Origin of the sequence: Gryllotalpicola reticulitermitis, from assembly GCF_042651345.1 — a bacterium.
GTDB classification, from domain to species: domain Bacteria; phylum Actinomycetota; class Actinomycetes; order Actinomycetales; family Microbacteriaceae; genus Gryllotalpicola; species Gryllotalpicola reticulitermitis.
The window spans coordinates 1,076,046-1,098,090 of record NZ_JBHSCN010000005.1 but is presented as its reverse complement, the minus strand read 5'-3'; the positions used below and the strand labels follow the sequence as shown (position 1 = coordinate 1,098,090).

General features: G+C 69.6%; 19 protein-coding genes. 6 read left to right on the top strand and 13 right to left on the bottom strand.

From position 1 onward, the window contains the following. The first annotated feature begins 2 nt into the window (after positions 1-2). Positions 3-506 (top strand): glutathione peroxidase, encoded by a 504-nt coding sequence (locus tag ACFOYW_RS12275; protein ID WP_390229226.1) that lies wholly within the window; start codon positions 3-5, stop codon positions 504-506. 221 nt (positions 507-727) lie between these two features. Then, positions 728-2,662: an MDR family MFS transporter gene (locus ACFOYW_RS12270; RefSeq protein WP_390229224.1), complete on the top strand. Its 1,935-nt coding sequence runs from the start codon at positions 728-730 to the stop codon at positions 2,660-2,662. Positions 2,663-2,685: 23 nt separating this feature from the next. On the opposite strand, the gene ACFOYW_RS12265 is transcribed toward ACFOYW_RS12270, so the two are convergent. The 5 genes from ACFOYW_RS12265 to ACFOYW_RS12245 all read right to left on the bottom strand — a co-directional run bounded on the left by ACFOYW_RS12265 (position 2,686) and on the right by ACFOYW_RS12245 (position 10,335). After that, complete coding sequence (locus tag ACFOYW_RS12265; RefSeq protein ID WP_390229222.1) at positions 2,686-3,696, bottom strand: DNA-methyltransferase; 1,011 nt, start codon at positions 3,694-3,696, stop codon at positions 2,686-2,688. Between the two features lie 151 nt (positions 3,697-3,847). After that, positions 3,848-7,150, bottom strand: a complete 3,303-nt coding sequence (locus ACFOYW_RS12260; protein ID WP_390229220.1) for an HtaA domain-containing protein — start codon at positions 7,148-7,150, stop codon at positions 3,848-3,850. Between the two features lie 211 nt (positions 7,151-7,361). Beyond that, positions 7,362-8,129, bottom strand: coding sequence for a heme ABC transporter ATP-binding protein (locus ACFOYW_RS12255; protein WP_390229218.1), 768 nt, complete (start codon positions 8,127-8,129; stop codon positions 7,362-7,364). After that, a complete protein-coding gene (locus ACFOYW_RS12250; protein ID WP_390229216.1) occupies positions 8,126-9,166 on the bottom strand; it encodes a FecCD family ABC transporter permease in 1,041 nt (346 codons plus the stop codon). The genes ACFOYW_RS12255 and ACFOYW_RS12250 overlap by 4 nt, the downstream gene beginning before the upstream one ends. Before the next feature lie 71 nt (positions 9,167-9,237). Beyond that, complete coding sequence (locus ACFOYW_RS12245; protein WP_390229214.1) at positions 9,238-10,335, bottom strand: heme/hemin ABC transporter substrate-binding protein; 1,098 nt, start codon at positions 10,333-10,335, stop codon at positions 9,238-9,240. 95 nt (positions 10,336-10,430) lie between these two features. On the opposite strand from ACFOYW_RS12245, the gene ACFOYW_RS12240 reads away from it, so the two are divergent. After that, positions 10,431-11,159, top strand: a complete 729-nt coding sequence (locus tag ACFOYW_RS12240; RefSeq protein ID WP_390229212.1) for a biliverdin-producing heme oxygenase — start codon at positions 10,431-10,433, stop codon at positions 11,157-11,159. Here ACFOYW_RS12240 and ACFOYW_RS12235 read toward each other — a convergent pair. From ACFOYW_RS12235 to ACFOYW_RS12220, 4 genes are all read right to left on the bottom strand, one after another. Continuing rightward, positions 11,105-11,467: a hypothetical protein gene (locus ACFOYW_RS12235; RefSeq protein WP_390229211.1), complete on the bottom strand. Its 363-nt coding sequence runs from the start codon at positions 11,465-11,467 to the stop codon at positions 11,105-11,107. The two genes, ACFOYW_RS12240 and ACFOYW_RS12235, sit on opposite strands and share 55 nt — an antisense overlap. Positions 11,468-11,504: 37 nt before the next feature. Next, positions 11,505-12,554, bottom strand: coding sequence for a lipoate--protein ligase family protein (locus ACFOYW_RS12230; RefSeq protein ID WP_390229647.1), 1,050 nt, complete (start codon positions 12,552-12,554; stop codon positions 11,505-11,507). 68 nt (positions 12,555-12,622) lie between these two features. Next, positions 12,623-14,056 (bottom strand): glycoside hydrolase family 6 protein, encoded by a 1,434-nt coding sequence (locus ACFOYW_RS12225; RefSeq protein WP_390229209.1) that lies wholly within the window; start codon positions 14,054-14,056, stop codon positions 12,623-12,625. A gap of 97 nt (positions 14,057-14,153) precedes the next feature. Then, positions 14,154-14,993 carry an alpha/beta hydrolase gene (locus tag ACFOYW_RS12220; protein ID WP_390229207.1) on the bottom strand — a complete coding sequence of 280 codons (840 nt, stop codon included), beginning with the start codon at positions 14,991-14,993 and terminating at the stop codon, positions 14,154-14,156. An 84-nt stretch (positions 14,994-15,077) separates the two neighbouring features. On the opposite strand from ACFOYW_RS12220, the gene ACFOYW_RS12215 reads away from it, so the two are divergent. Next, entirely contained in the window at positions 15,078-15,500 is a 423-nt protein-coding gene (locus tag ACFOYW_RS12215) for a MarR family winged helix-turn-helix transcriptional regulator (protein WP_390229205.1), read from the top strand. Between the two features lie 34 nt (positions 15,501-15,534). Further along, positions 15,535-16,806 carry an MFS transporter gene (locus ACFOYW_RS12210; protein ID WP_390229203.1) on the top strand — a complete coding sequence of 424 codons (1,272 nt, stop codon included), beginning with the start codon at positions 15,535-15,537 and terminating at the stop codon, positions 16,804-16,806. A 59-nt stretch (positions 16,807-16,865) separates the two neighbouring features. Here ACFOYW_RS12210 and ACFOYW_RS12205 read toward each other — a convergent pair whose 3' ends face one another. From ACFOYW_RS12205 to ACFOYW_RS12195, 3 genes are read right to left on the bottom strand one after another with little or no spacing between them, the layout of a single operon-like run. After that, positions 16,866-17,711 carry a transglutaminase family protein gene (locus ACFOYW_RS12205; RefSeq protein ID WP_390229201.1) on the bottom strand — a complete coding sequence of 282 codons (846 nt, stop codon included), beginning with the start codon at positions 17,709-17,711 and terminating at the stop codon, positions 16,866-16,868. Between the two features lie 23 nt (positions 17,712-17,734). After that, complete coding sequence (locus ACFOYW_RS12200; RefSeq protein ID WP_390229199.1) at positions 17,735-18,664, bottom strand: alpha-E domain-containing protein; 930 nt, start codon at positions 18,662-18,664, stop codon at positions 17,735-17,737. Beyond that, on the bottom strand, positions 18,645-20,381 hold the full coding sequence (locus ACFOYW_RS12195) for a circularly permuted type 2 ATP-grasp protein (protein ID WP_390229197.1): 1,737 nt from the start codon (positions 20,379-20,381) through the stop codon (positions 18,645-18,647). The genes ACFOYW_RS12200 and ACFOYW_RS12195 overlap by 20 nt, the downstream gene beginning before the upstream one ends. A gap of 158 nt (positions 20,382-20,539) precedes the next feature. Here ACFOYW_RS12195 and ACFOYW_RS12190 point away from each other — a divergent pair, with 158 nt between their 5' ends. Continuing rightward, complete coding sequence (locus ACFOYW_RS12190) at positions 20,540-21,472, top strand: 2-hydroxyacid dehydrogenase (RefSeq protein WP_390229196.1); 933 nt, start codon at positions 20,540-20,542, stop codon at positions 21,470-21,472. Between the two features lie 35 nt (positions 21,473-21,507). On the opposite strand, the gene ACFOYW_RS12185 is transcribed toward ACFOYW_RS12190, so the two are convergent. Further along, positions 21,508-21,996, bottom strand: a complete 489-nt coding sequence (locus ACFOYW_RS12185; RefSeq protein ID WP_390229195.1) for a hypothetical protein — start codon at positions 21,994-21,996, stop codon at positions 21,508-21,510. Between the last annotated feature and the right edge of the window lie 49 nt (positions 21,997-22,045).

Genomic DNA, 22,045 nt, shown 5'->3' with positions numbered 1-22,045 from the left:
TCATGTCATCGATCCGCGACATCCCCTTGACGACGATCGACGGGGGCACCACTTCGCTCGCCGCCTACGCCGACAAGGTCGTGATGGTGGTCAACGTCGCCTCGAAGTGCGGCTTCACCCCGCAGTACGAAACCCTTGAGCAACTGCAGAAGGACTACGAGCCGCGCGGATTCACCGTGCTCGGCTTCCCGAGCAACCAGTTCGGCGGTCAGGAGCCCGGCACGGCCGGCGAGATCGTTGAGTTCTGCAGGGCGACGTACGGCGTCACCTTCCCCCTGATGGAGAAGACAGACGTGAACGGCGAGGAGGCGCACCCGCTTTACGACGAGCTGACGCAGACCCTCGACGACGCGCAGCTCGGCGGCCCCGTGAAGTGGAACTTCGAGAAGTTCGTCATCGCGCCGGACGACTCCGTGACCCGCTTCCGATCGAGCACGGTGCCGGACGATCCGACGGTGATCGCGACCATCGAGAGGGGCCTTGCGCAACTCGATTCGGCTGCGTAACCCTGCTGGTGGATCAACTGGTTCACCGTCGATTGGTAAAACCGCTTCGCAAGGTGTAAATTTGCAGTCACCGCAAATTTCTTTCCGCCCATGTCGGCCGCGTCGGCATGATCGGCGCGTAACGGCTCCCACGTTGCAGCACGCATCGGGTAGCCAACACCGTGTAGCGGGCACCGTGTAGCAGCACCGTGCTCGGCATCGTCTCAACCAAAAGGACCTCAATGTCAGAAGCTGTCGCGCCCGCAGGCGCCCCGTCCGGACCCAAGGCGGTGATGTCGCACCAGCAGATCCTGCTGGTCATCTACGGCCTCATGGCCGGCATGTTCCTCGGTGCGCTCGACCAGACCGTCGTCGGTACCGCGATCCGTACCATCGGTGACGATCTGCACGGCCTCAACCAGCAGGCCTGGGTGACGACCGCCTATCTCATCACCTCGACGATCGCCACGCCGATCTACGGCAAGCTCTCCGACATCTTCGGCCGCAGGCCGCTCTACATCTTCGCGATCGCCGTGTTCATCATCGGTTCCGCGGCCTCGTCGTTCTCCACCTCGATGATCATGCTCGCCGGGTTCCGCGCCTTCCAGGGCATCGGCGCCGGTGGCCTGATGTCGCTGCCGCTGGCCATCATGGGCGACATGCTGTCTCCGCGAGAGCGCGCGAAGTACCAGGGCTACTTCCTGGCCGTCTTCGGCATCTCCTCCGTCATCGGCCCGCTCATCGGCGGCCTGTTCGCGGGAACGTCGCAGATCCTGTTCATCTCCGGCTGGCGCTGGGTATTCCTCGTGAACGTGCCGATCGGTGTCGCCGCGCTGTTCATGGTCCTCGCGTTCCTGCACCTGCCGAAGTTCTCCAGCCGCAAGGTCCGCATCGACTGGTGGGGAGCAACCGCCGTCGTCGCGACGCTCGTTCCGCTCCTGCTCGTCGCCGAGCAGGGCCGCACGTGGGGCTGGGGCTCCGCGGCGTCGCTCGCCTGCTACGTGATCTCGGCCCTCGGCCTCGTCGCCTTCCTCGTCGTCGAGACCCTCATGAAGGACGACGCGATCATCCCGCTGAAGCTGTTCCGCTCCGGCGTCTTCTCGATGGCGACGATCCTCGGTGTTCTGGTCGGCTTCGGCATGTTCGGCGCCATGCTGACCATTCCGCTCTACCTGCAGATCGTCACCGGGCTCAGCCCGACCGCGTCCGGGTTCGCGACGCTGCCGATGGTGCTCGGCCTCATGGTCGCCTCGATCGCCTCGGGCCAGATCATCTCGCGCACCGGCAAGTACCGCATCTTCCCGGTCATCGGCACGGCACTCACGGGCGTCGGCTTCTACCTGCTGACGTTCATGACCGTCGACCGGCCGCTGTGGTACATGCTGATCGCGCTGTTCGTCATCGGCCTCGGCCTCGGGCAGCTCATGCAGACCCTGACGCTCGCCAGCCAGAACTCGGTCGAGCCGCGTGACATGGGTGTGGCGACCGCCTCCTCGACGTTCTTCCGTCAGATCGGTGGAACGCTCGGTACGGCTGTGCTCCTGTCGGTACTGTTCTCGGTGCTGCCTGGAAACATCCAGACCGCGACGACCAACAAGCACGACCTCACCGCCGCGCTGGACGACGCCCTCAACCCGACCGTTGCCACCGCACCGCACAACGCCGGCATCATGAAGCAGTTCTGGACCCCGATCGTCACCCCGCTCAAGGCCCAGGCTCCGCAGGGGCTCGACTTCTCGAACGCCGCTCAGCGCGAGGGATTCGTGAACCAGGTCGTTCCGACGATCATCAAGCAGGTCAACGGCGGCACGTCGTCGAAGAGCTCGACCAACATCGACACGAGCAACACGTCGTTCCTGAACAACGCGACGGAAGCCCTCAAGCGCCCGTTCCTGAACGGCTTCAACGCATCGACGATCACGATTTACTGGGTCGGCATGTTCGTCCTCGCGCTGGCGTTCATCCTCAGCCTGTTCTTCCGCGTTCCGCCGCTGCGCAAGGTCTCGGCCCTGCAGCAGCAGGCCGACGCCGCCGCTGCGGAGAGCGCAGCGACGGAGAACCCTGCCGAGGACGTCGAGATCAGCGCACGCGCGGGTGCCGACCTGGCCGGCTCACCCGTCGGCCCGTCGATCCAGACCGGCGCGCTCGACCTGACCGGCGACCGCGTCGACCGCTAGCCGATCTGCCTACTGGCGCCTGACTAGGGCAGGCGCGACGAAAACACACCGTCCCCGAGGCGTTTCCGCATCACGCGGATCGCCTCGGGGTTTTCGTCTATGAGCACGAAACGGCGACCGAGCGCAGCCGCGACAGCACCCGTCGTGCCCGAGCCCGCGAAGAAGTCGAGAACCCAGTCGCCCTCGCGGGACGATGCTTGGAGCATCCGTCTGAGCAGCCCCGCCGGTTTTTGCGTCGGGTACCCGGTCTTCTCCTTGCCGGTCGGGGACACGATGGTGTGCCACCAGACATCCGTCGGCAACTTGCCTCGTGCCGCCTTCTCGGGCGTGACGAGACCGGGCGCCATGTACGGCTCGCGGTCGACCGCTTCCGAGTCGAAGTAGTACTTGGCGGGGTTCTTCACGTACATCAGGATCGTGTCGTGCTTCGTCGGCCAGCGCCGTTTCGATTTGGCACCGTAGTCGTAGGCCCAGATCAGTTCGTTGATGAAGCATTCGCGACCGAACAGCGCATCGAGCAGGACCTTTGCGTAGTGCGCCTCGCGGTAGTCCAGGTGCAGGTAGAGGGTGCCGTCCTCGGCCAGTAGACGCCACGCCTCGACGAGCCGCGGCTCGAGGAACGCCCAATAGTCGTCGAACACATCGTCGTAACCGAGCAGATCGCCCTTGATGCGCTGGTAGGTCTGGCCCTTGAAACCCGTGACCAGTCCGGTTCGCGCCGGGACTGGCGTGACTGGGGCGGCCGTGGCGGTTGGCAGCACGGGCACTGTCGGCACTGTCGGCACTGTCGGCATGGCTGACGCGGTCTGCGGCGCTGGCATCGCCGAGACGGCCGGTGTGCCCGGCACTGCTGTTGTGCTCGACGCAGGCGGCTGTCTGATCGACGTCGTCGAACGGCGCTGCTGCGAGCGTCCCGTGTTGAACGGCGGATCGAGGTAGACGACGGTGAATGCGCCGTCTGGCAGCTCCGGCAGGATCTCGAGATTGTCGGCGTGGAAAACCGTGTCCGGGTAGTCGGGGCTCCACAGCGGCATGCTGTCGATCATTCCACGCGAGCGGTCGCCGCCCCGGCGCGGTGACGCGCGGTGCGGGTGCGACGCAGTGCGGGTGCGACGCAGTGCGGGTGCGGGCGGCTCGGAATGCGAAGTCCAAGCCGCCCGCTGTGTGCTGCGCGGGATGGTCCCGTCAGCGCACCGCACTCCGCCGGCGCGCCACGACAAGCGCGGCGACTCCAAAGAGCAGCAGGCCGCCGGCCAACCATTCACCCGACGACACATTCGTGCCTGTCTTCGCGAGCTTGGCACTCGAATACGCGTCGCAACCGACCTTGCCGCCGAGCGGCAGCACGAACGACACGGGGTCGAGTTCCTGACCAGCGGCGTAATAGCCGGCGAACGCACTCGCGCCGTCAGCAGTGAGCGTCGCCGCCGCCCCCGAAACCGTGAGCGAACCACCGACCGGCGCATTGCCGGGAAGTGCGACTGAGGCGAGGGGGACGGCGGTGCGCGTACTCGGTGCGCCACCATCAGGGGCCGCGGATGTGACATCCGCGTAGAGCGACGCACGACTCGCGCTCGTCAGGACCAGGCGCGGGTTTGCGATGGTCAGGTCGAGGACTCCGTCGTGGCCGGTCATCCGCACACTGCCCGTGAACGTGACGCGCCCGGTGCCGCTGCTCGGGTTCAGCGAGCCGGAACCGTTGTTCCAGCGGAATCCGCTGTCGTTCGTGCCCACACCCGAGGTCGTGATGGCGCCGTTCGCGATGCCGCCGACGATGTAGTCGCGGAAGCTGCGCTTCACTCCCCAGTCGAGCTCCGCACCGACGGAGGAACGCGCCACGCACGTCTCGCCCGGTGAGTTGGACGCCGCGTCCGTGAGCGCGCCGGCCTCCGCGCCCGCTCCACCGGCACTGGCACCGGCACCGACACCAGCACCGGAGCCGGGACCAACGCCCGAGGCTGCGGGTCGGCCGCCCGAACCGTGACTCAGGTCGGCGTCCGCGAGACCGGTGTTCGTGGCCGGGACTCCGAAGCGCACCGTCACAGGGTCCGCCGACTGCCCGGCGTAGCGCGCCCAGCCGGCCGGCCGCATCGTGGCAGCGAAGATCGTCGGCGCAGCCGACCATGTGATGACGCCGCCCTGGGCGGTGCGGGTCGCCGCACCGAGATCCACCCGCGCGACATCGGTGCGGGTCATGCTGCCCGTGCCCGCGGTGTCCGCCGTCGACACCCGCGCTGAGAGGGTCGCGCTCTTGCCGGATATCACCACGTGAGGGTCAGCGATCGCAATGTCGAAGCCGTGCGCCTGACTGGAGAATCGCACCGTACCGCGGTACCTGATCGTGCCGCTCCCGGTCGCAGGGTCATAGTCGCCGCCGGCGGCCTGGCCGAACTGGAACGTTCCTTCGCGTGCTCTGCTCGCGCCGTCGGACACCGCGATAGAACCGTTGGCGGTGACGTAATCGCGCCACGAAGACAGGAACCCCCAGCTCAGGCTGCCGGGGCTCGAGGCACCCGGGGTGGCGGGGCCTGCAGGGCTCGCGGGGGTCGCCGGGTTGGCCGGACCGCTCGGGGAATCCGCCTGCCCGAGCGCCGGCCAGGTCAGCCGCACCGGTGACGGGGGCTTGCTCGCCTGCGCGGCCGTGGCACCCGAGGTGTAGTAGAACGCCCGGATCGAGCTCGGCGCGAGCATCACGAATCCGTTCGCCCACGCGTCGCCGTACCCGGCCGACCAGGTGCCGGGCGCGACCGTGTTCGCGTAGTCCAGCTGAACGGATGCCCCACCCGCGGTGCTCAACGTCGGAAAGCGCGCACCGGACACGGTGGCGACCGCCACGCGCGAGAGGGGCTCCGCGCCGGTGTACGCGCTCTCCCCCGCGCGCACTCCGGCGCTCCAGGCGCCATCGCCGGCACTGTTGATCGTGAGCGTCGGGTCGACGAGCTCGATCCACTGGCCATGCGACGGGAAGAACGACTGGTACGCCTCGACGCGCAGAGTGCCACTGAACGCGAAGGTCGCGCACGAAGCATCCGCCGTCGCGGTGCCGCTCGAGAGCTCGAAGGTCCGCCCGTCGGTGCTCACCGCCGCGTCACCGCCCGCGTACTTCGGCCACGCGGAGGCGCCGTTGCTGTAGGCCGACCAATCCCACTCGGCGGTCACCCCGTGTGCGGTGGGCGCATCCGGACCCGGCGTGCACAGTGTTGGCTGCGACGTGTCGACGACGCCGTAGTTCGCGGAGGCAGCGCTCGTCGACGGCGCGTGCACGGAGTCGCCGAGATAGCTGGCCGTGATGGCGTGACCGCCGGCGGGGAGAGTCGCGCGAAGTTCCGCGCGGCCGTCCTTCAGTGGCGCGGCGCCGATCACGCCGGTCGCGTCGGCGAAGCGGACCGTGCCGGCCGGCGCCGCGCCGGTGACGTCAGAGAGGCCACGGCTGCTGCTCAGCGCGGGAGTCGCGTTGGCAAAGCCGTCCGTGCCGGCCGGCGCGGCATCGTCGGCGGCGCTCACTCGCGCGACCAGGGTGGTCGGCACCCCAGCGACGACCGGCGCTGCGGGGCTGAGTTCCGGCACCGACGTGGTCGTCTCGACTGCACCCAGCGGGGCATCCGGCAGTGTGTCCGGCAGTGTGTCCGGCGGAGCCCCGGGCGACACATCCGGCGACGTGCCCGGCGGCGCTTCTGGCACTGGCGCGACCGGCGCGTCGCGGCTGAGGCGCAAGCTCAGCGGGTCCAGCGCGGAGCCGGGCTCCCGGTACCGCACACCACCGTCGACGAGGGCGGCGATGGTGTGCGAGCCGGCCTCCGTGACCGCGGTGGATACGTTCGGCCACGTGACGCTCGTACCGGCGTCGTCGATCACCGGATCTGGCAGCCTCAGCGTCGCGAGCTCACGCACCTGCAGCGCCTGCGTCGGCAGTTCGGTCAGCTGGTCGTGCGAGCTGCCGGCGCTCATCGCGCTGAGCGTGCCGCGTTTGCCGTCGATGGTGATGACCGGGTCCTTGACGTATACGTAGTTGCCTACGGTCGTGCCGGGTGAGGGCTGGCCGAGGAAATAGCCCAGCTGTACAGATCCGGTCAGCTGAACGGAACCCGTGCCGTCCTGCTCGTTCCAGCTGGAGCGACTCGGGTCGACCGCGAACGAGAAGGGGCCTCCGGTGCCGTCCTGAACTGCACCGCCGTCGAGGCTCACGTATCTCGGGTCGCTGAAGCTGCTGCGGTGGTCGGCGTCGATGCCCCAGCTGAGGGTGCCGCCGCGGATCTCAGCCGGTATGCCAGCACCGGGCGCAGCGGCACCGGGCGCAACAGTACTGGGCGCGGCAGCACTGGGCGCAACAACACTGGGCGTGGCAGCGGCCGTAGCGCGCGGTGCGACGCCGGCAATGGTGGCGACCAGCGCGACGGCGATGGCGTTGAGGGCCGCGAATCCCCTGAGCGGCGAACGACGCCTGCGGGACGCGGGTGGGGGGATCGACTCAGTCGAGTGCGTTGACATGATGGTGCTCCATGTGCGCGTAGGTGCGGATGTGGCGCGGTCGTGCGGTGACGACGCGATGGCGTGGTGCGTGGTGCGTGGTGCGTGGTGCGTGGTGCGTGGTGCGTGAGGATATTAGGTAAGCCTTACCTAAGTTGTGACGTTAGCGACCCGCGGGTCCCGAGGTCAACGAAAAAGTTCGCCGATCAGCCCCACCGATCCACCCCGCCCATCACCCCCGCCGCGGCAGGACGAGCGGCACCCCCGACAACGGGTGCGCCACGACCGAGATCGGATGCCGGTACACAGCGCTCAGGGTCGGGCCGGTCAGCACCTCGGCGGGAACCCCGTCGGCGACGACCCGGCCCCGGTCGAGCACTGCGATCCGGTCGGCGTATCCGGCCGCGAGGTTCAGGTCGTGCAGCACGATCACGACGAGCGCACCCGCCGCAGCGAGGTCCCGCGCAGTGGCGAGCACTCTCGTCTGGTGGCCGATGTCGAGCGCCGCGGTGGGCTCGTCAAGCAGCACCACGCGCGTGCGCTGCGCGACGACGCGAGCGAACGCGACCCGGGCCGCCTCGCCGCCCGACAGAGCGGTCGCATAACGATCGACCAGCGTCGCGACATCCGCCCGCTCCACCGCGCCGGCGATGGCGCTCTCGTCATCAGCCGCGAGCGCGGTGCCCTCCCAAGGCCACCGCCCCATCGCGACCACGGCTCCCGCCCGATAGGCGAACGCCGTCTGCGGCTGCTGAACGAGGACCGCGCGACGGCGGCCGAGATCCCGAGGGGCGAACCGAGTGATCGGATGCCCGTCGAGCAGCACCCTGCCGGACGCGACACTGAGATCACCGGCGAATGCGGCGAGCAGCGTCGATTTCCCCGCGCCATTCGGCCCGACGAGCGCCGTGATGGTGCCCTGTTCGAGCGCGAGTTCGACGCCCGTGAGCACGTCGTGACCGCCGAGCCGCACCCCGAGGCGTTCCGCGACGAGGCTCATGCCGCAGCCCCGCGCAGGCTGCGTCGCAGCAGCACGAAGAACACCGGGGCGCCGACGCACGCCGTGAACATGCCGATCGGCAGGTCCGCGAACGACACGACGGTGCGCGCGGCGATGTCCGCGCCGCTTACGAGCAGTGCCCCGCCCAACGCGGACGCCGGCAGCAGGGTCCTGTGCTCAGGGCCGAGCGCGAGCCGCAGCAGATGCGGCACGATGAGGCCCACGAACGCGATGATGCCCGCGTACGCGACCGCAGCTGCCGTCAGGATGGCGACGCACAGAACGCAGAGGAGCCGCAGCCGCTCGGTGCTGACTCCCAGATGGCCCGCGGACCGCTCACCGAGCGCGAGCAGGTCGAGACGCCGGGCCGACACGAGCGCGCCCGTCGTGCCGACGACGATGAAGGGAAGGACCGCGCCGACGGCCGCCCAGTCGGCGCCGCTCAGTGATCCGAGCTGCCAGAACACGATCTGCTCGCGGCTCGCCGTGTCGCCGATGAACACGAGGAACGCGATCAGCGCCGACGCGATCGCGTTGACGGCGATCCCGGTGAGCACGAGGGAGAGCACCTCGGTTCGCGCGCCCGAACGCGAGAGCAGGGAGACGAGCACCGCGGTCGTGACACCGGCCGTCAGGGCGAGCAGGGGCACGGTCGTCGCCCCGGCGAAGTCCCACCCGGCGACGATCGCGGCCGCGGCGCCGACGGCGCTCCCGCCCGAGACGCCGATGACGCCGGGCTCGGCGAGCGGGTTGCCGAACGCGCCCTGCATGAGAGCGCCGCCGAGGCCCAGCGCGCCGCCGACCAGCGCGCCGAGCGCGAGCCGCGGGAATCGTACGTTCCAGAGCGCGCCGTCGAGGTACAGCGCGTCGGCCGATGCCGACACCGACGCCGATCCAGTTGCCGGCAGAGGCGCAGACGAAGAGTCGGGGCCCAGGCCCAGGCCCAGGCCCAGGCCGAGGCGGCCGGCGCCGAGACCGATGCGCCGTCCGATCGACCCGACGATCTCGCCGAGGTCGGCCCCGAACTGCCCCACCATGGCGGAACCTGCGAGGACACCGATCAGGCCTAGAGAAAGCCCGATCAGGACGAATATGCGTGGCCCGCGCATCAGTGCGCGCCCGCCGGGTCGTACACGGCCCGAGCGAGCGACAGCAGCACGGCCGCGGACCCCGGACCGAACGAGAGCACCTGGCCGTCGGCCATGTCCACGACCCGCTTCGCGCGGCCCGCCGTCGTCTGCCCCACACCCGGGCGCGCGAGCAGCCCGTCGACGCCGCCCGTCGATTTCAGTCCGTCGGTCATCACGAGAATGAGGTCAGGATTCGTCGCGAGCAGCGCCTCCCCATTCGCCGGCTTGATGCCCTTCAGCCCGGCCTCCGCTGCGACATCGATGCCGTGAAGCCCCGCGATCAGTTCGGATGCGCCGCTCCCCGCACCCATGACGAAGAACACTCCCGCCGTTCCCCGCACGTAGAGGAACACCATGCGCAGCCGTCGTGACGCATCGCCCGGGGCCATCGCCGCGATCTTCGCCTGCCCGGCCGCGACTTCCGCGTCGACGCGTGCCGAGAGCCGCGCACCGGATTCGTCGACGCCGAGCGCGTCCGCGACCGCCCGGATCAGCGCTCCGGTGCTCGCGAGCGTGCGCTGCGGGTCGAAGAACACGACCGGCACTTTCGCCGCGGCCAGCTGCTGCTGCACGGCAAGCGGCCCGATCGAGGTGTCGGTGAGCACGACCGTGGGCCGGAGTCGCAGAATCGCCTCGGCGTTCAGCTGATGCCCGTTCTCGGTCACGACCGGGAGCGACGCGAGTGAGGCGGCCGTGGTGGACGAGCCACGCCCGACGATGCGGTCACCGAGCCCGAGGGCGATCACGGTGTCGGCCAGCGTTCCGTAGATGTCCAGCGCGAGGATGCGCGAGGCATCCGTCACCGTCACCGGGCGCCCGCGGTGGTCGGTCACCTTGACAGGCAGGCGCGGGGTGCTCACGCCGTCGAGCGGCACGACCTCCGGGACGGATCCGGCGGTCGATGGCCCCGCGATCGTCTTCGGGTCCGGCAGATTCGCGCCGGACGAATTTGCGATGCTCGGCGCACCGCCGGTGCTGCCGGGCGACGCGCCTTCGGTACAGGCCGACAGGGCCAGCACCGTCACGACGGCAACAGCGACACTGGCACGGACGGGAGCGGTCAGGAAGCGGCGCATGGGGTCTCCTCGTGCGGGAAGGGGCTTCTGGCGTCGATCTGATAAAGGTTAGCCTTACCTAAGTCCGGAGGGTCAAATCCCGCTACGCTGTCGCCATGATCGAGACTCCGGAGCACCGCCTGCCCGCCGCCCCGTCCGCCGACCACGCCGACCAGCCCGCCCAATCCGACCAGCCGCCGATCTCCGCCGCACCATCGTTCTCCGCCGCACTGCGCGACGGCACGGCGCAGGATCACTCCCGCAGCGAGCGGTCCGAGTTCATCACGCAGCTGCTATCGGGAAACCGCTCGCGCGACGACTACATCGCTCTGGTCGCCCAGCACTACTTCATCTACGCGGCGCTCGAGCGCGCAGCCGAACTGCTCGCCTCCGAACCCGTCGTCACCGAGTTCCTGTCGCCTGAGCTGACCCGGCTCCCCGCGATCGAGAGCGACCTCGCCTTCCTCCTCGGCGATGCTTGGCGCGAGCGGATCGCGCCGCTCGAGAGCACGCGCAGCTATGCCGCACGCATCCGCTCCGTCGCCTCCGACTGGCCGGCCGGCTTCGTCGCCCACCACTACACGCGCTACCTTGGCGACCTCTCCGGCGGCCAGATCGTCCGCACGCTCATGCAGCGCAGCTTCGGATTCGAGGAGCGGGGCGTCGGCTTCTACCGCTTCGACGGCATCGCCAAGCCGCGCGCGTTCCGCAACACGTATCACGCACGATTGGATGCCGCTCCCTGGTCACCCGAGGAACGCCGGCTGGTCATCGACGAGGCGCGGCTCGCCTACCGCTTCAACACCGAGGTCTTCGACGAACTGGGGGCCGCGCCAGCGGTGTGACCCCACTCGTCGAGCTCGATCACGATGTGGCCCGGCCGCGGGTCGCCCGCCTGACCGATGCCGAGCGGGTCACCGTCTGCCTCGGGTGCCGGCGCCGGCAGCCGGCTCTGGCGCCCGAGCTCCTGTTGGGCTTCGTAGCGCACCGGGTGGAACACCTCGTCGAGCGCCGCGCCCAGCATGCCGCTGCCCACCGAGCCCGAGCCGCGCTTCTGCGTCTTGTCGCTGAAATCGACGACGCCGAGGCGGTGCAGACCCCACAGCAGAAGGCAGACTGCGGCCACGATGGCCGCGACGATCAGGGGGGTCACGCGCACCAGGGTACCCAATGCGACTGAACCGCGATTCTCAGGGGACTCGGTACAGCCACTCGTCGGTCGAGAACTTCGTCTCGACGAGGCGCGCGGCGGCCGCGTATTCGTCGGGGGTGATGTCGCCGGGAACCGCGCCGTACATGGCGGTGAAGCGCGCCTTCATCCGTTCGATGATCTCCGCACGCTGCAGACCGGTCTGGCTGCGCAGCGGGTCGACCCGCTTCGCGGCCGACGCGATGCCCTTGTCGCTGATCTTCTCGCGGCCGATCCGCAGCACCTCGGTCATCTTCTGACCGTCCATGTCGTAGCTCATCGTGACGTGGTGCAGTACCGCACCCGCTCCGAGACGCTTCTGCGCCGCCCCGCCGATCTTTCCCTTGGGGCTCGTGATGTCGTTGAGCGGCACGTAGCTCGCGTCGATGCCCATGTCCTGCAGCGACAGGATCGCCCACTCGTCGAGGTAGGCGTAGCTGTCGGCGAAGGTCATGCCCTGCACGAGGTCGATCGGCGCGTAGAGCGAGTAGGTGACGACCGAGCCCTTCTCCATCATCATCGCGCCGCCGCCCGTGATGCGTCGCACGATCTCGAAGCCGTGCCGCGCGGCGCCTTCGGGGTCGACCTCGTTCTTCACCGACTGGAAGCTGCCGATGACGACGGCGTTCTGGTCCCACTCCCAGAACCGCAGCGTGGGGTTGCGCGTGCCGGCGGCGACGGATGCCGTGAGCACCTCGTCGAGCGCGAGATGGGTCGCGGGGCTCACCGCGGGGGCGTGCACGATCTCCCACTGGTAGTCGTTCCAGCTCGTGGCGTGCGCGAGGCTGCGCCGCACCGCGACGCCGACCGCCTCGGGCGAGAAGCCGAGCAGCACCGCGCCCTCGGGAAGAGCCTGGCGCACGGCATCCGCGATCGCCTTGGTGTCGGCCTCCTCAGGGAGCCCGTTCACCGCCGCGTTGATGGCGGGCAGTGCCTCGTCGGGCTCGAGGAAGAAATCGCCGGCCAGTCGGAAATCGGAGATGCGCCCGGCGGTCACTTCGAGGTCGACGACGACGAGCTTCCCCCCGGGAACCTTGTACTCACCGTGCATCTGATCGACCACCACCCATGCCCCCAGGCTATGCCTGAGCGCATGGGTGGTGGTGACTGCGCCTACCCCTAGAGCGCGGGGTTCGCGTGCCTGATCAGGTCGAGCATCTGCGCGGGGAACCACGCGCCCGCCGCCGGATCGACCTGGCCCCAGAGCGGATCGAAGAGGGCCTGGCTCGAGGCATCCGTCGGCCAGCCCGGCTGCGTGTACGCGCCGTAGTCCCACGCCCGCGCCCCGCCCGCCGAATCGCACTGTCCGTCGGATTCGCCGGGGGTCTTCACCCAGAGGTACGCATCGACGAGCGGGTTGCCCGTGCGCGTGGTCGGGGTGAGGCCGAGGCCGGCCCCCGGCGGGTTGCACCAGTTGCCGCTGACGAGCGCGGAGATCGTCGCGGTGCTCTGGTCATACGGTGCCGCGGCGTAGGCAGACATGTCGTTCGGCCCGGTGCCGTTGCGGCTCGTGTCGACGACGAAGTGCGCCGTCGGCGTGACGCCCGCCGACGCGAGGTCGTTGTCGTACTTGAGGGTGATGTCGCCCGCGTAGGTCGACAGCTGCGACGGATCGGTGCTCTGCCAGGGGCTGTAGTCGTCGAGCGCGACGCCGTTCCAGCCGGTGTTCGGACCACCGTTCCAGTACTGGTTGTAGCAGTTCGCCGCCGTGGTCTCACCGGCGTTCACGAGCGCGATGCAGTCGGAGATCCACGTGCCGTAGTCGACGTCGTTCACCGTGTACTGGTAGTTCGACACGTTCACGAAGAAGCCCTGGGCGTTGTTCACGCCGCCGCTGATGAGGCGCGACGAGATGTCACCGACGTTCTCCCACGCGGGGTGCGTCGCGTCGAGGTAGACGCTCGTGTTCGGCTTCGCCTCGAGCGTCTGCACGGCGTAGTTGAGCTGCGCGTAACGGTCGGCGTCGGTGAACGGATACTCGGCCGTCGTGAGGCCGTGCGTCGCGATGCAGTCCGACGGGATCAGGCCGAGGCTGTCCGGCTCGACCAGGATTCCCGCCTTGGCGTTCCCGATGCCTGCGGCGATCGCGGCGATCCAGGCCTCGTAGCTCGCCGTATCGGTCGCGCCGCCCGCCGAGTACTGATCGCAGTCGCGGCCGGGGATGTTGTAAGCGACGAAGACCGGCACCGTCCTCTCGACGGTGGCCGCGGCGATCGTGCGCTGCACGGTCTTGCGGACCTGGGCCGGCGTGCCGCCGTCGAGCCACACGGCCTGCGGTGTCGCGAGGACTTTGGCGAGCGCGATCGCGTCTGTGGTGTCGTGGTGCGCCGCGAGCTGGATGGTCTGCTTGACGGCATCGCTGCTCGGGGCGGCGACGAAGAGCTTCGCCTGTCCGAGCACATGGCTGGTCTTCTGCGGCGCGACCGGCCCGTGCGGTGCGGGCGGGGTGTGCGGCGTCGCCGCCATGGCGGGTGATGAGAGTGCGACGACGAGTGCCGCCGCGGCGAGGCCGGCGCCGAGCGCGACGGCCGCACGTGGAGTGCGAATGATCATGGATGACTCCTCATTGAGACGTCCTGAACAGGCCCGTGGCCCGGGTCCTGCCCCGACGGTCGCGCGCTTAACTGGTTAAGTCAAGCGATCGAGTCACTCAACTGAAACGTTTGCGCAACCACGTGACGAGGTCGGCGAGCACCTCGTCCCTGTTCGTCTCGTTGAACAGCTCGTGCCGGGCATCCGTATAGACATGCACGGTCACGTCGGACAGCCCGCTGCGCGCGCGGTAGGCGTTCGCGAGCTTGACGACGGATTTCTCGCCGCCGAGCGAATCGTCCGATCCGGCCATGATGAGCAGCGGCACGTCGCGCTCGAGATTGCGCGCAGGGCGGCCGAGCAGCCGCAGGGCGTCCATCAGCCCGAACTTGCCGAGCACATCGGCGTCGAAGGTCAGCGGGTCGTCGTTGAATCCGGTCTGCACGGCGAGGTCGCGAGACAGCCACTCCCGGCCCGTCGTGCCGAGGTGCTTGTGATGAGCGTTGAGGTTGCCCGCGCGCATCGAGCCGATCACGCGATACGCCGTTCCGGTGAGCACGACGCCGTCGTAGTCGGCGGCGTGCTCGTTGATGAGCCGCTGCGCCATGAGCGAGCCCCAGCTGTGGCCGAGCAGCACCACGGGCACGCCCGGGTGCTGCTCGCGGATCAGCCGCTCCAGGTGCCTCAGGTCTTCGATCGTGGCACGCAGGCCGCCGGGGCCGAGCTTGCCGAGCAGCTTGGCGTCCTCGCCCCACTGCGCGAGCCCGGTGGCGCCGTGACCGCGATGGTCGTCGGCGAAGACCGCGTAACCCGCGTCGTTGAGCGCCCGCGCGACGTGGGCGTAGCGAGCCGCGTGCTCGCCGATGCCGTGCGCGAGCTGCACGACGGCCCGGGGGTCGCGGACCGGGAACTCGTAGTAGGTGACCACGACGCCGTAGTCGTCGGTGAAAGTCGGCACAGGCTCATCCTGGCGAAGAATTGCGCCTCACAGTGGTTAGTTGCGTTCAGCTAATTAGCGAAGGCTAAGTAGTATCATCGAAGGGTGACCGAAGAGCTCGACCTCGACGCCCAGCTGCGCATCGCAGTCGGGCGCCTCAATCGTCGCATCCGGGCCGAGAAGGCGAGCGACGACATCTCCGACGGCCAGTTCAGCGTGCTGGCCCAGCTGTTCCGCGAGGGGCCGCACACGGTGGGCGAGCTCGCCGAGGCCGAGCGCGTGACGCCGCCGTCGATGAACCGGCGCGTGAACGCTCTGGTCGCGGGCGGCTACGTCGCCCGCGAGGGCTCGCCCGACGACGGGCGCAAGGTCGTCGTGCGCGTCACCCCGGCCGGCGCATCGTTCGTCACCGAGACCCGCCGGCGCCGGGAGCACTGGCTGCACAAGCGCACCCGTGACCTGAGCCCCGAGCAGCGCGAGACGCTGCGCCAAGCATCCGTAATCATGAAAGACCTCGCCGACTCGTGAGCGGAGTCGTGAAAGCAGCTGTGATTTGAAAAACATGTTCCGGTCCCTCGCGGGGATCAACTACCGCATCTGGTTCGTCGGCGCGCTCGTCTCGAACGTCGGCACCTGGATGCAGCGCACCGCGCAGGACTGGATCGTCCTCACCGAGCTGACCCACAACAACGCGACCGCCGTCGGCGTGACGATGGCGCTGCAGTTCGGCCCGCAGATCGTGCTGCTGCCGGTGACCGGGTGGGCGACAGACCACTTCGACCGGCGGAAACTGCTCATGGGCACCCAGGCGGCCATGGGCCTGCTCGGCGCCGGCCTCGGCATCATGACCGTCACCGGCGTCGTGCAGCTCTGGCACGTCTACGTGTTCGCGCTGCTGCTCGGCATCGTCGCCGCGTTCGACGCCCCGGCGCGGCAGACCTTCGTCGGCGAGCTCGTCGACAAGCAGAACCTCTCCAACGCGGTCGCCCTCAACTCGGCGTCGTTCAACGCCGCGCGCACCATCGGGCCGGCCGTCGCGGGTCTGCTCACGGCGGTCGTCGGAGCCGGGTGGGTGTTCCTCATCAACGCGATCACCTTCGCCGCGGTGCTCATCTCGCTGCAGCTGATGCGGCGCGACCAGCTGAACCCGCAGATCCGCTCGACGAAGCGCACGGGCCTCATCGAAGGCATCCGCTACGTGCGGCACCGCCCCGACATCGTCGTCATCTTCATCATGGTGTTCCTCATCGGAACCTTCGGGCTCAACTTCCCGATCTTCACGTCGACGATGGCGTCGACGGTGTTCGGAAAGGGTGCCGGGCAGTTCGGGGTGCTGTCCTCGATCATGGCGGTCGGCTCGGTGATCGGCGCACTGCTGTCGGCGCGGCGCGAGAAACCGCGCGTCTCGCTGCTGTTCGCGGGGGCGCTGATGTTCGGCGTGGGATGCTTCATCGCCGCGATCATGCCGAACTTCTGGCTCTTCGGCGCCGCCCTCGCGATCATCGGACTCTTCTCGCAGACCCTCATGACGACCGCGAACGGAACCGTTCAGCTCGCCGCCGACCCTGCTGTGCGCGGCCGGGTGATGGCGCTCTACATGGCGATCTTCATGGGCGGCACGCCCATCGGCGCCCCGATCGTGGGCTGGGTCGCCGACGCGATGGGGCCGCGCTGGGGGCTCGGCGTCGGCGCCGCCTCGGGCATCGTCGCCGGCGGCGTGGGCGTGTACTACCTCGTGCGGTACCGCGGCCTGCGACTCCGGGTACTGCGTGGGCGCCCCGCGTTCATCATGGAGGAGCCGGAAGCCGCACGTCCCGAGGTCGCCGCGGCCTGAACCGGACCGCGACTCGCAGCCCCGCGACCAGCAGGCCGCGACCCGCAACCTGCGACCCGCTACGCCTCGCGCGTGATCTCGACCGTGACGAACGCGTCGCGGGTCCCGGCCCCGGCGTACACCCCGCGAACCGGCGCGATGTCGTCGTAGTCGCGGCCGTGTCCGACGTACACGTGGCGATCGCCGGCCGGAATCAGATTCGTCGGGTCGTAGCCTCGCCACGAACCGCAGAACCACTCGACCCACGCGTGGGACTCGCCGACCACCGTCTCGCCCATCGGAGCGTCCGGCTTCGGGTGCAGGTAGCCCGAGACGTACCGCGCGGGAATCCCGACCGACCTGAGTGCGCCGATGGCGATGTGCGCGATGTCCTGGCACACCCCGCTGCGCTTGGCCCACGCGTCGCGCGCCGTGCCGTCGACGGCGGTCGCGCCGGTCACGTACTCGACCTCCTCGCCGACCCGGCGGCAGATCGCCTCGGCGGTGTCGCACGGGCCGTCCGCCGCGTCGGCGATCGAGCGGGCGAGTTCTGCGAGCTCGTCGGACGGCTCGGTACGGATGCTCTGCCGCAACTGCTCGACGACCGCGACGCTCGATCGGCTGAGCTCGCGCAGTTCATCCCACGTGACCTCGCACTCCTCGTGCGGCTGCTCGACGAGCTCGACGAGACTCGACGCCGAGAGCACGAGCTCGCGATGCGGCGAGAGCACCTCGAAGGTCGTGACGTGCGTGCCCCAGTAATCCGTGTACGCGTACTGGGGCGCATTCGGGTGCGTCTCGAGGTGCGCCGAGAGGACGAACTGGCCGGGACGCGTGGCCGGAAGCATCCGTGCCTCGTTGTAGGAGGTGTTCGCGTCGCCCTCGTAGCGGAAGCCGGTCGTGTGGGTGACCCTGATTCGTTTCATCTGCGCTGTACGCCTTCCGCTGCTCAGACCCGGTCGCCCGCCCAGGTCGGCACGACCTGCGACGGGAAGTAGCGCTGCGTGATCGCGGCGCTCGCCGCGCCGGTCGCCCGTTGGATTCCGCCCATCGCGCCCGGCAGGTCGGCGAGGATCTCGGGCATCGGGCGGTATTCGAGGCTCGCGATCGCCTGGCCGAGCACCCGTGACGCCGGGTCGCCGGCGCCGAGACGGTTGTGGCGGGGCTCGAGGGCCGCGAGGCTGTCGGCCGCCTGGCTGATCGAGAACAGCACCGAGCGGGGGAAGACCCGGTCGATGAGCAGGAACTCCGCCGCGTTGCGCAGCGACGATGCGCCGCGGTACGTGCGCAGGTACGGCTCGTAGGCGCCGCAGGAGCGCAGGATCGTTGTCCAGCTCGGGCCGGAGACATCCGTCAGGGCCCGTGTCGCGAGCAGCCGCGCCGTCATGTCCGCGCGCTCGAGCGCGAGCCCGAGCGTGAAGAAGTGATATGCGTCGTCGCGGCTCATGACGGTCTCGTTGGTACCCACGGCGAGCGCCGTCCGCTCGCGAACCCAGTGGAAGAAGTCGTGCGCCCGCTCGTTCGCGATCTGCTTCGGCATGCGGCGCGTCGTCGTGTTGAGGCACTCCCACAGCTCGCTCGACACGATCTCGCGGGCCCGTCGCGCGTTCTCGCGCGCGGCGTAGAGGCAATACGCGATGGATGCCGGATGCTGCCGGTTGGCCGCGAGCATGCTGAGCACGGCGTCACGGTCGATCGGCGCACCGGGCGGCGGCACGGAGCCCATGACGCCGAGCAGCGCACGGCAGGCGGTGTCCTCGTCGACCCAGGGGTCCTCGAGAAGCAGCTGGAGCTGCACGTCGAGAATGCGCGCCGTGCCGTCGGCGCGCTCGAGGTAGCGGCCGATCCAGAACAGTGACTCAGCGATCCGAGACAGCACGCTGCACCACCTCCTGCTGGCGCTGCGATTGCTGCTGGCGCTGGGCCTGCTGGCGCTGGGCCTGCTGCTGTTGTTGCTGCTGCTGGCGCGCCGATCCGTCAGCTTGATCCTCGGGCGCCGCCTGGGGCGGAAGCAGCGGCGTTGCGTGGGCTGCGTCGCCGAGACCCGGAGGTCGCGCCGTGCCGTCGTCGAGCGGCGCCGCCTGTGCTGCGGTGATGGCCGAGATGTCGTGCGCGTCGGTGGTCGGCGCCTTGCCGCGGCCGAGCACCCAGGTGTCCTTCGATCCGCCGCCCTGCGAGGAGTTCACGACGAGCTGACCCGCGGGGAGTGCGACCCGCGTGAGTCCGCCCGGAAGCACCCAGATGTCGTTGCCCGAGTTCACGGCGAAGGGGCGCAGGTCGGTGTGCCGCGGCTGCATGCCGTCTTCCGTGAGCGTCGGGATCGTGGAGAGCTGCACGACCGGCTGGGCGATCCAGCCGCGCGGGTCGGCGATGAGCTTCTGCCGCAGGGTGTCGAGCTCCGCGCGCGACGCGGCGGGCCCGACCACGAGACCCTTGCCGCCCGATCCGTCGACGGGCTTCACGACAAGCTCGTCGAGTCGGTCCAGCACCTCTTCGAGCGCACCGGGGTCTTCGAGCCGCCAGGTGTCCACGTTCGGAATGATCGGCTCCTCACTGAGGTAGTAGCGGATCAGGTCGGGCAGGTAGGTGTAGGCGAGCTTGTCGTCGGCGACGCCGTTGCCGACCGCGTTCGCGATCGTGACGTTTCCGAGGCGCGCCGCCATGAGCAGCCCCGGGGTACCGAGCACCGAGTCGGCGCGGAACTGCAGCGGATCGAGGAACTCGTCATCGATGCGGCGGTAGATCACGTCGACGCGGGTGGGGCCCGCGGTCGCGCGCATCCACACGTGGCCGCCGCTCACGTACAGGTCACGGCCCTCGACGAGCTCGACGCCCATCAGCCGCGCGAGCAGCGTGTGCTCGAAATAGGCCGAGTTGAACACGCCCGGCGTGAGGACGACCACCACCGGGTCGTCGACGCCCGCCGGCGCGGACGCGCGCAGCGCCTCGAGCAGGCGATGCGGGTAGTCGCCGACCGGCCGCACCGGCATCGACGCGAACAGCTCGGGAAGCGTCTGCGCCATGACCCGACGGTTCGAGACGATGTACGAGACGCCCGACGGCACGCGCACGTTGTCCTCGAGGACGCGCCACGCGCCCTTCTCGTCGCGGATCAGATCGATGCCGGAGACCTGCACCCGCACACCGTTCGCGCTCTCGATGCCCGCGGCCTGCCGGTAGAAGTGGGCCGACGTCGCAATGAGCGACGCGGGCAGCACGCCGTCGCGCACCGCATCCTGCCGGCCGTACACGTCGGCGAGCAGCGCTTCCAGCGCCCGCACGCGCTGCCGCACCCCGGCCTCGACGTCGCGCCATTCCTTCTCGGGGATGACGCGCGGCACGGCGTCGAGCGGGAACGGCCGCTCTTCGCCCGCGAAGTCGAACGTGACGCCCTGGGCGAGGTACGAGTTCGCCAGGGCATCGGCGCGCCCACGCAGCTCTTCCTGCGTCATCCTGCTGAGCGCGGCGTGCAAGAGGCGGTACGGCTCGCGGGCGCGAACGTGCCCGTCCTCCGCCGGCCCCGCGAACATCTCATCGAAGGCGGGACGCCGCCCCGGTGCGAGCGTTGCGCCGTAACCGGCGAACAGATCTGCCATGAGCCGAATCTAGGAACGGCGTGTTGCGGCGGCGTTTCCGTCGCGAGTGCGCTGTGTATCGCGGTCATGACCGGGTGCCGACCCACAGGCGCAGGCCGGGGCGATCGCAGGCGCAGGCGGGGACGTCACGAGTCGAATCGTTTCGATAGGCTGACGCCATGCCTGACCGGATTATCGTCAGCCTGCCCGACGACAGGCTCACTGCCGCGCTCGCGGAGCATCTCCCCCCGCTCGGCGACGACCGTGTGACGTTCGTCACGTGGGGGGTCGACGGGCCGCCTCCCGTGCCCCACATCGACATCCTCGTGCCGCCGTATCAGGGTCGTGCGCAATGGAGCCGGCTCGACGGCGTCTCCATCGGCCTGGTCCAGTCGCAGTCGATCGGCTACGACGGCGTGCGCGACGCGCTGCCCGCCGGGCTCGTCTATGCCAACGCCTCGAGCGTGCACGAGACCGCGACGGCCGAGCTCGCGCTCGCGCTCCTGCTCGCGTCGCAGCGCGGGATCGACGACTTCGTCCGGCAGGCCGAGCACGGCGAGTGGCGCGGCGGCCGGCGACCGGCTCTCGCCGACCGCACGGTCCTGATCCTCGGATACGGCGGCGTCGGCAAAGCGGTCGAACAGCGCCTGGCAGGGTTCGAGGTGGCGCGCGTGATCCGCGTTGCCTCACGGGCACGAACGGATGCCTCGGGCGAGGTGCACGGCATCGACGAGCTCAGCGAGCTCCTGCCCCGGGCCGAGGTCGTCGTCATCGGCACCCCCCTCACCGACGCCACCCGCGGACTCATCGGCGCGGCCGAGCTCGCGCTGCTGCCCGACGACGCCGTGGTGGTCAACGTGGCGCGCGGGCCGGTGCTCGACACGTCGGCGGTTCTCGCCGAGGCGGGGCGGCTGCGCTTCGGACTCGACGTGACCGACCCCGAGCCGCTGCCGGCCGACCACCCGCTGTGGACCGCCCCGGGCGTGATCATCAGCCCGCACGTCGGCGGTGCGGCATCCGCGATGGAACCTCGCATGGCACGCCTGCTGCGCCGCCAGATCGACCATCTGCTCGCCGGCGAGCCGCCGGAGAACGTGGTCTTCCGCACCTGACGCGAGCGGCGACTGCCGCCGCAGTCCCCACCCGCTCAGTGCAGTGTGCTGCCCCAGACCGCGCGGGCGCCGCTGTCGCCGATCAAGACGATGTCGATCAGGAATCCGATCGCGATGACGGCCGCGGCCACCCAGATGATCGTCGTGCCGCCCCACCGCACCACCGGCGTCAGCCGCGGGCCGAACGCAGGCCCGAGCGCCACCCGCCACCATGCCCACTCGGCGAGCGCGACCGCGAACAGCGCGATCGACCATGGCTGCAGGGTGAGGCCGCGCTCGACGTGCAGCGCGATCGCGGGGGTCGTGCCGAGGACGGCCTGAAGGTACTCCCCCGCGCTGACCGTGATCGGAGTCAGCACCAGGATGACGAGCCCCGCGATCGGCGTGACGATGCCGAGGCGGCGGCGCGCCTCGGGCCAGAATGCGTGCAGCAGCACGGCGAGCGCCGTCAGCGGGCCGCCCACCACCATCACATGGACGAGCAGAATGTGCAGGGGCAGCCCGGCGAAGGTGTCGAAGTTCACGATGACCGCACCATATCGACGCTGTTGAGGTCCATTCTGTGAAGCGTCA

Coding starts and splice junctions, on each gene's coding strand:
- ACFOYW_RS12190 (WP_390229196.1), top strand. CDS start 20,540: ATGCCTGACCGGATTATCGTCAGCCTGCCCGACGACAGGCTCACTGCC.
- ACFOYW_RS12230 (WP_390229647.1), bottom strand. CDS start 12,554: ATGCACGGTGAGTACAAGGTTCCCGGGGGGAAGCTCGTCGTCGTCGAC.
- ACFOYW_RS12275 (WP_390229226.1), top strand. CDS start 3: ATGTCATCGATCCGCGACATCCCCTTGACGACGATCGACGGGGGCACC.
- ACFOYW_RS12240 (WP_390229212.1), top strand. CDS start 10,431: ATGATCGAGACTCCGGAGCACCGCCTGCCCGCCGCCCCGTCCGCCGAC.
- ACFOYW_RS12250 (WP_390229216.1), bottom strand. CDS start 9,166: ATGGTGGGGCAGTTCGGGGCCGACCTCGGCGAGATCGTCGGGTCGATC.
- ACFOYW_RS12210 (WP_390229203.1), top strand. CDS start 15,535: ATGTTCCGGTCCCTCGCGGGGATCAACTACCGCATCTGGTTCGTCGGC.
- ACFOYW_RS12270 (WP_390229224.1), top strand. CDS start 728: ATGTCAGAAGCTGTCGCGCCCGCAGGCGCCCCGTCCGGACCCAAGGCG.
- ACFOYW_RS12260 (WP_390229220.1), bottom strand. CDS start 7,150: ATGTCAACGCACTCGACTGAGTCGATCCCCCCACCCGCGTCCCGCAGG.
- ACFOYW_RS12255 (WP_390229218.1), bottom strand. CDS start 8,129: ATGAGCCTCGTCGCGGAACGCCTCGGGGTGCGGCTCGGCGGTCACGAC.
- ACFOYW_RS12245 (WP_390229214.1), bottom strand. CDS start 10,335: ATGCGCCGCTTCCTGACCGCTCCCGTCCGTGCCAGTGTCGCTGTTGCC.
- ACFOYW_RS12205 (WP_390229201.1), bottom strand. CDS start 17,711: ATGAAACGAATCAGGGTCACCCACACGACCGGCTTCCGCTACGAGGGC.
- ACFOYW_RS12195 (WP_390229197.1), bottom strand. CDS start 20,381: ATGGCAGATCTGTTCGCCGGTTACGGCGCAACGCTCGCACCGGGGCGG.
- ACFOYW_RS12265 (WP_390229222.1), bottom strand. CDS start 3,696: ATGCCGCTGTGGAGCCCCGACTACCCGGACACGGTTTTCCACGCCGAC.
- ACFOYW_RS12225 (WP_390229209.1), bottom strand. CDS start 14,056: ATGATCATTCGCACTCCACGTGCGGCCGTCGCGCTCGGCGCCGGCCTC.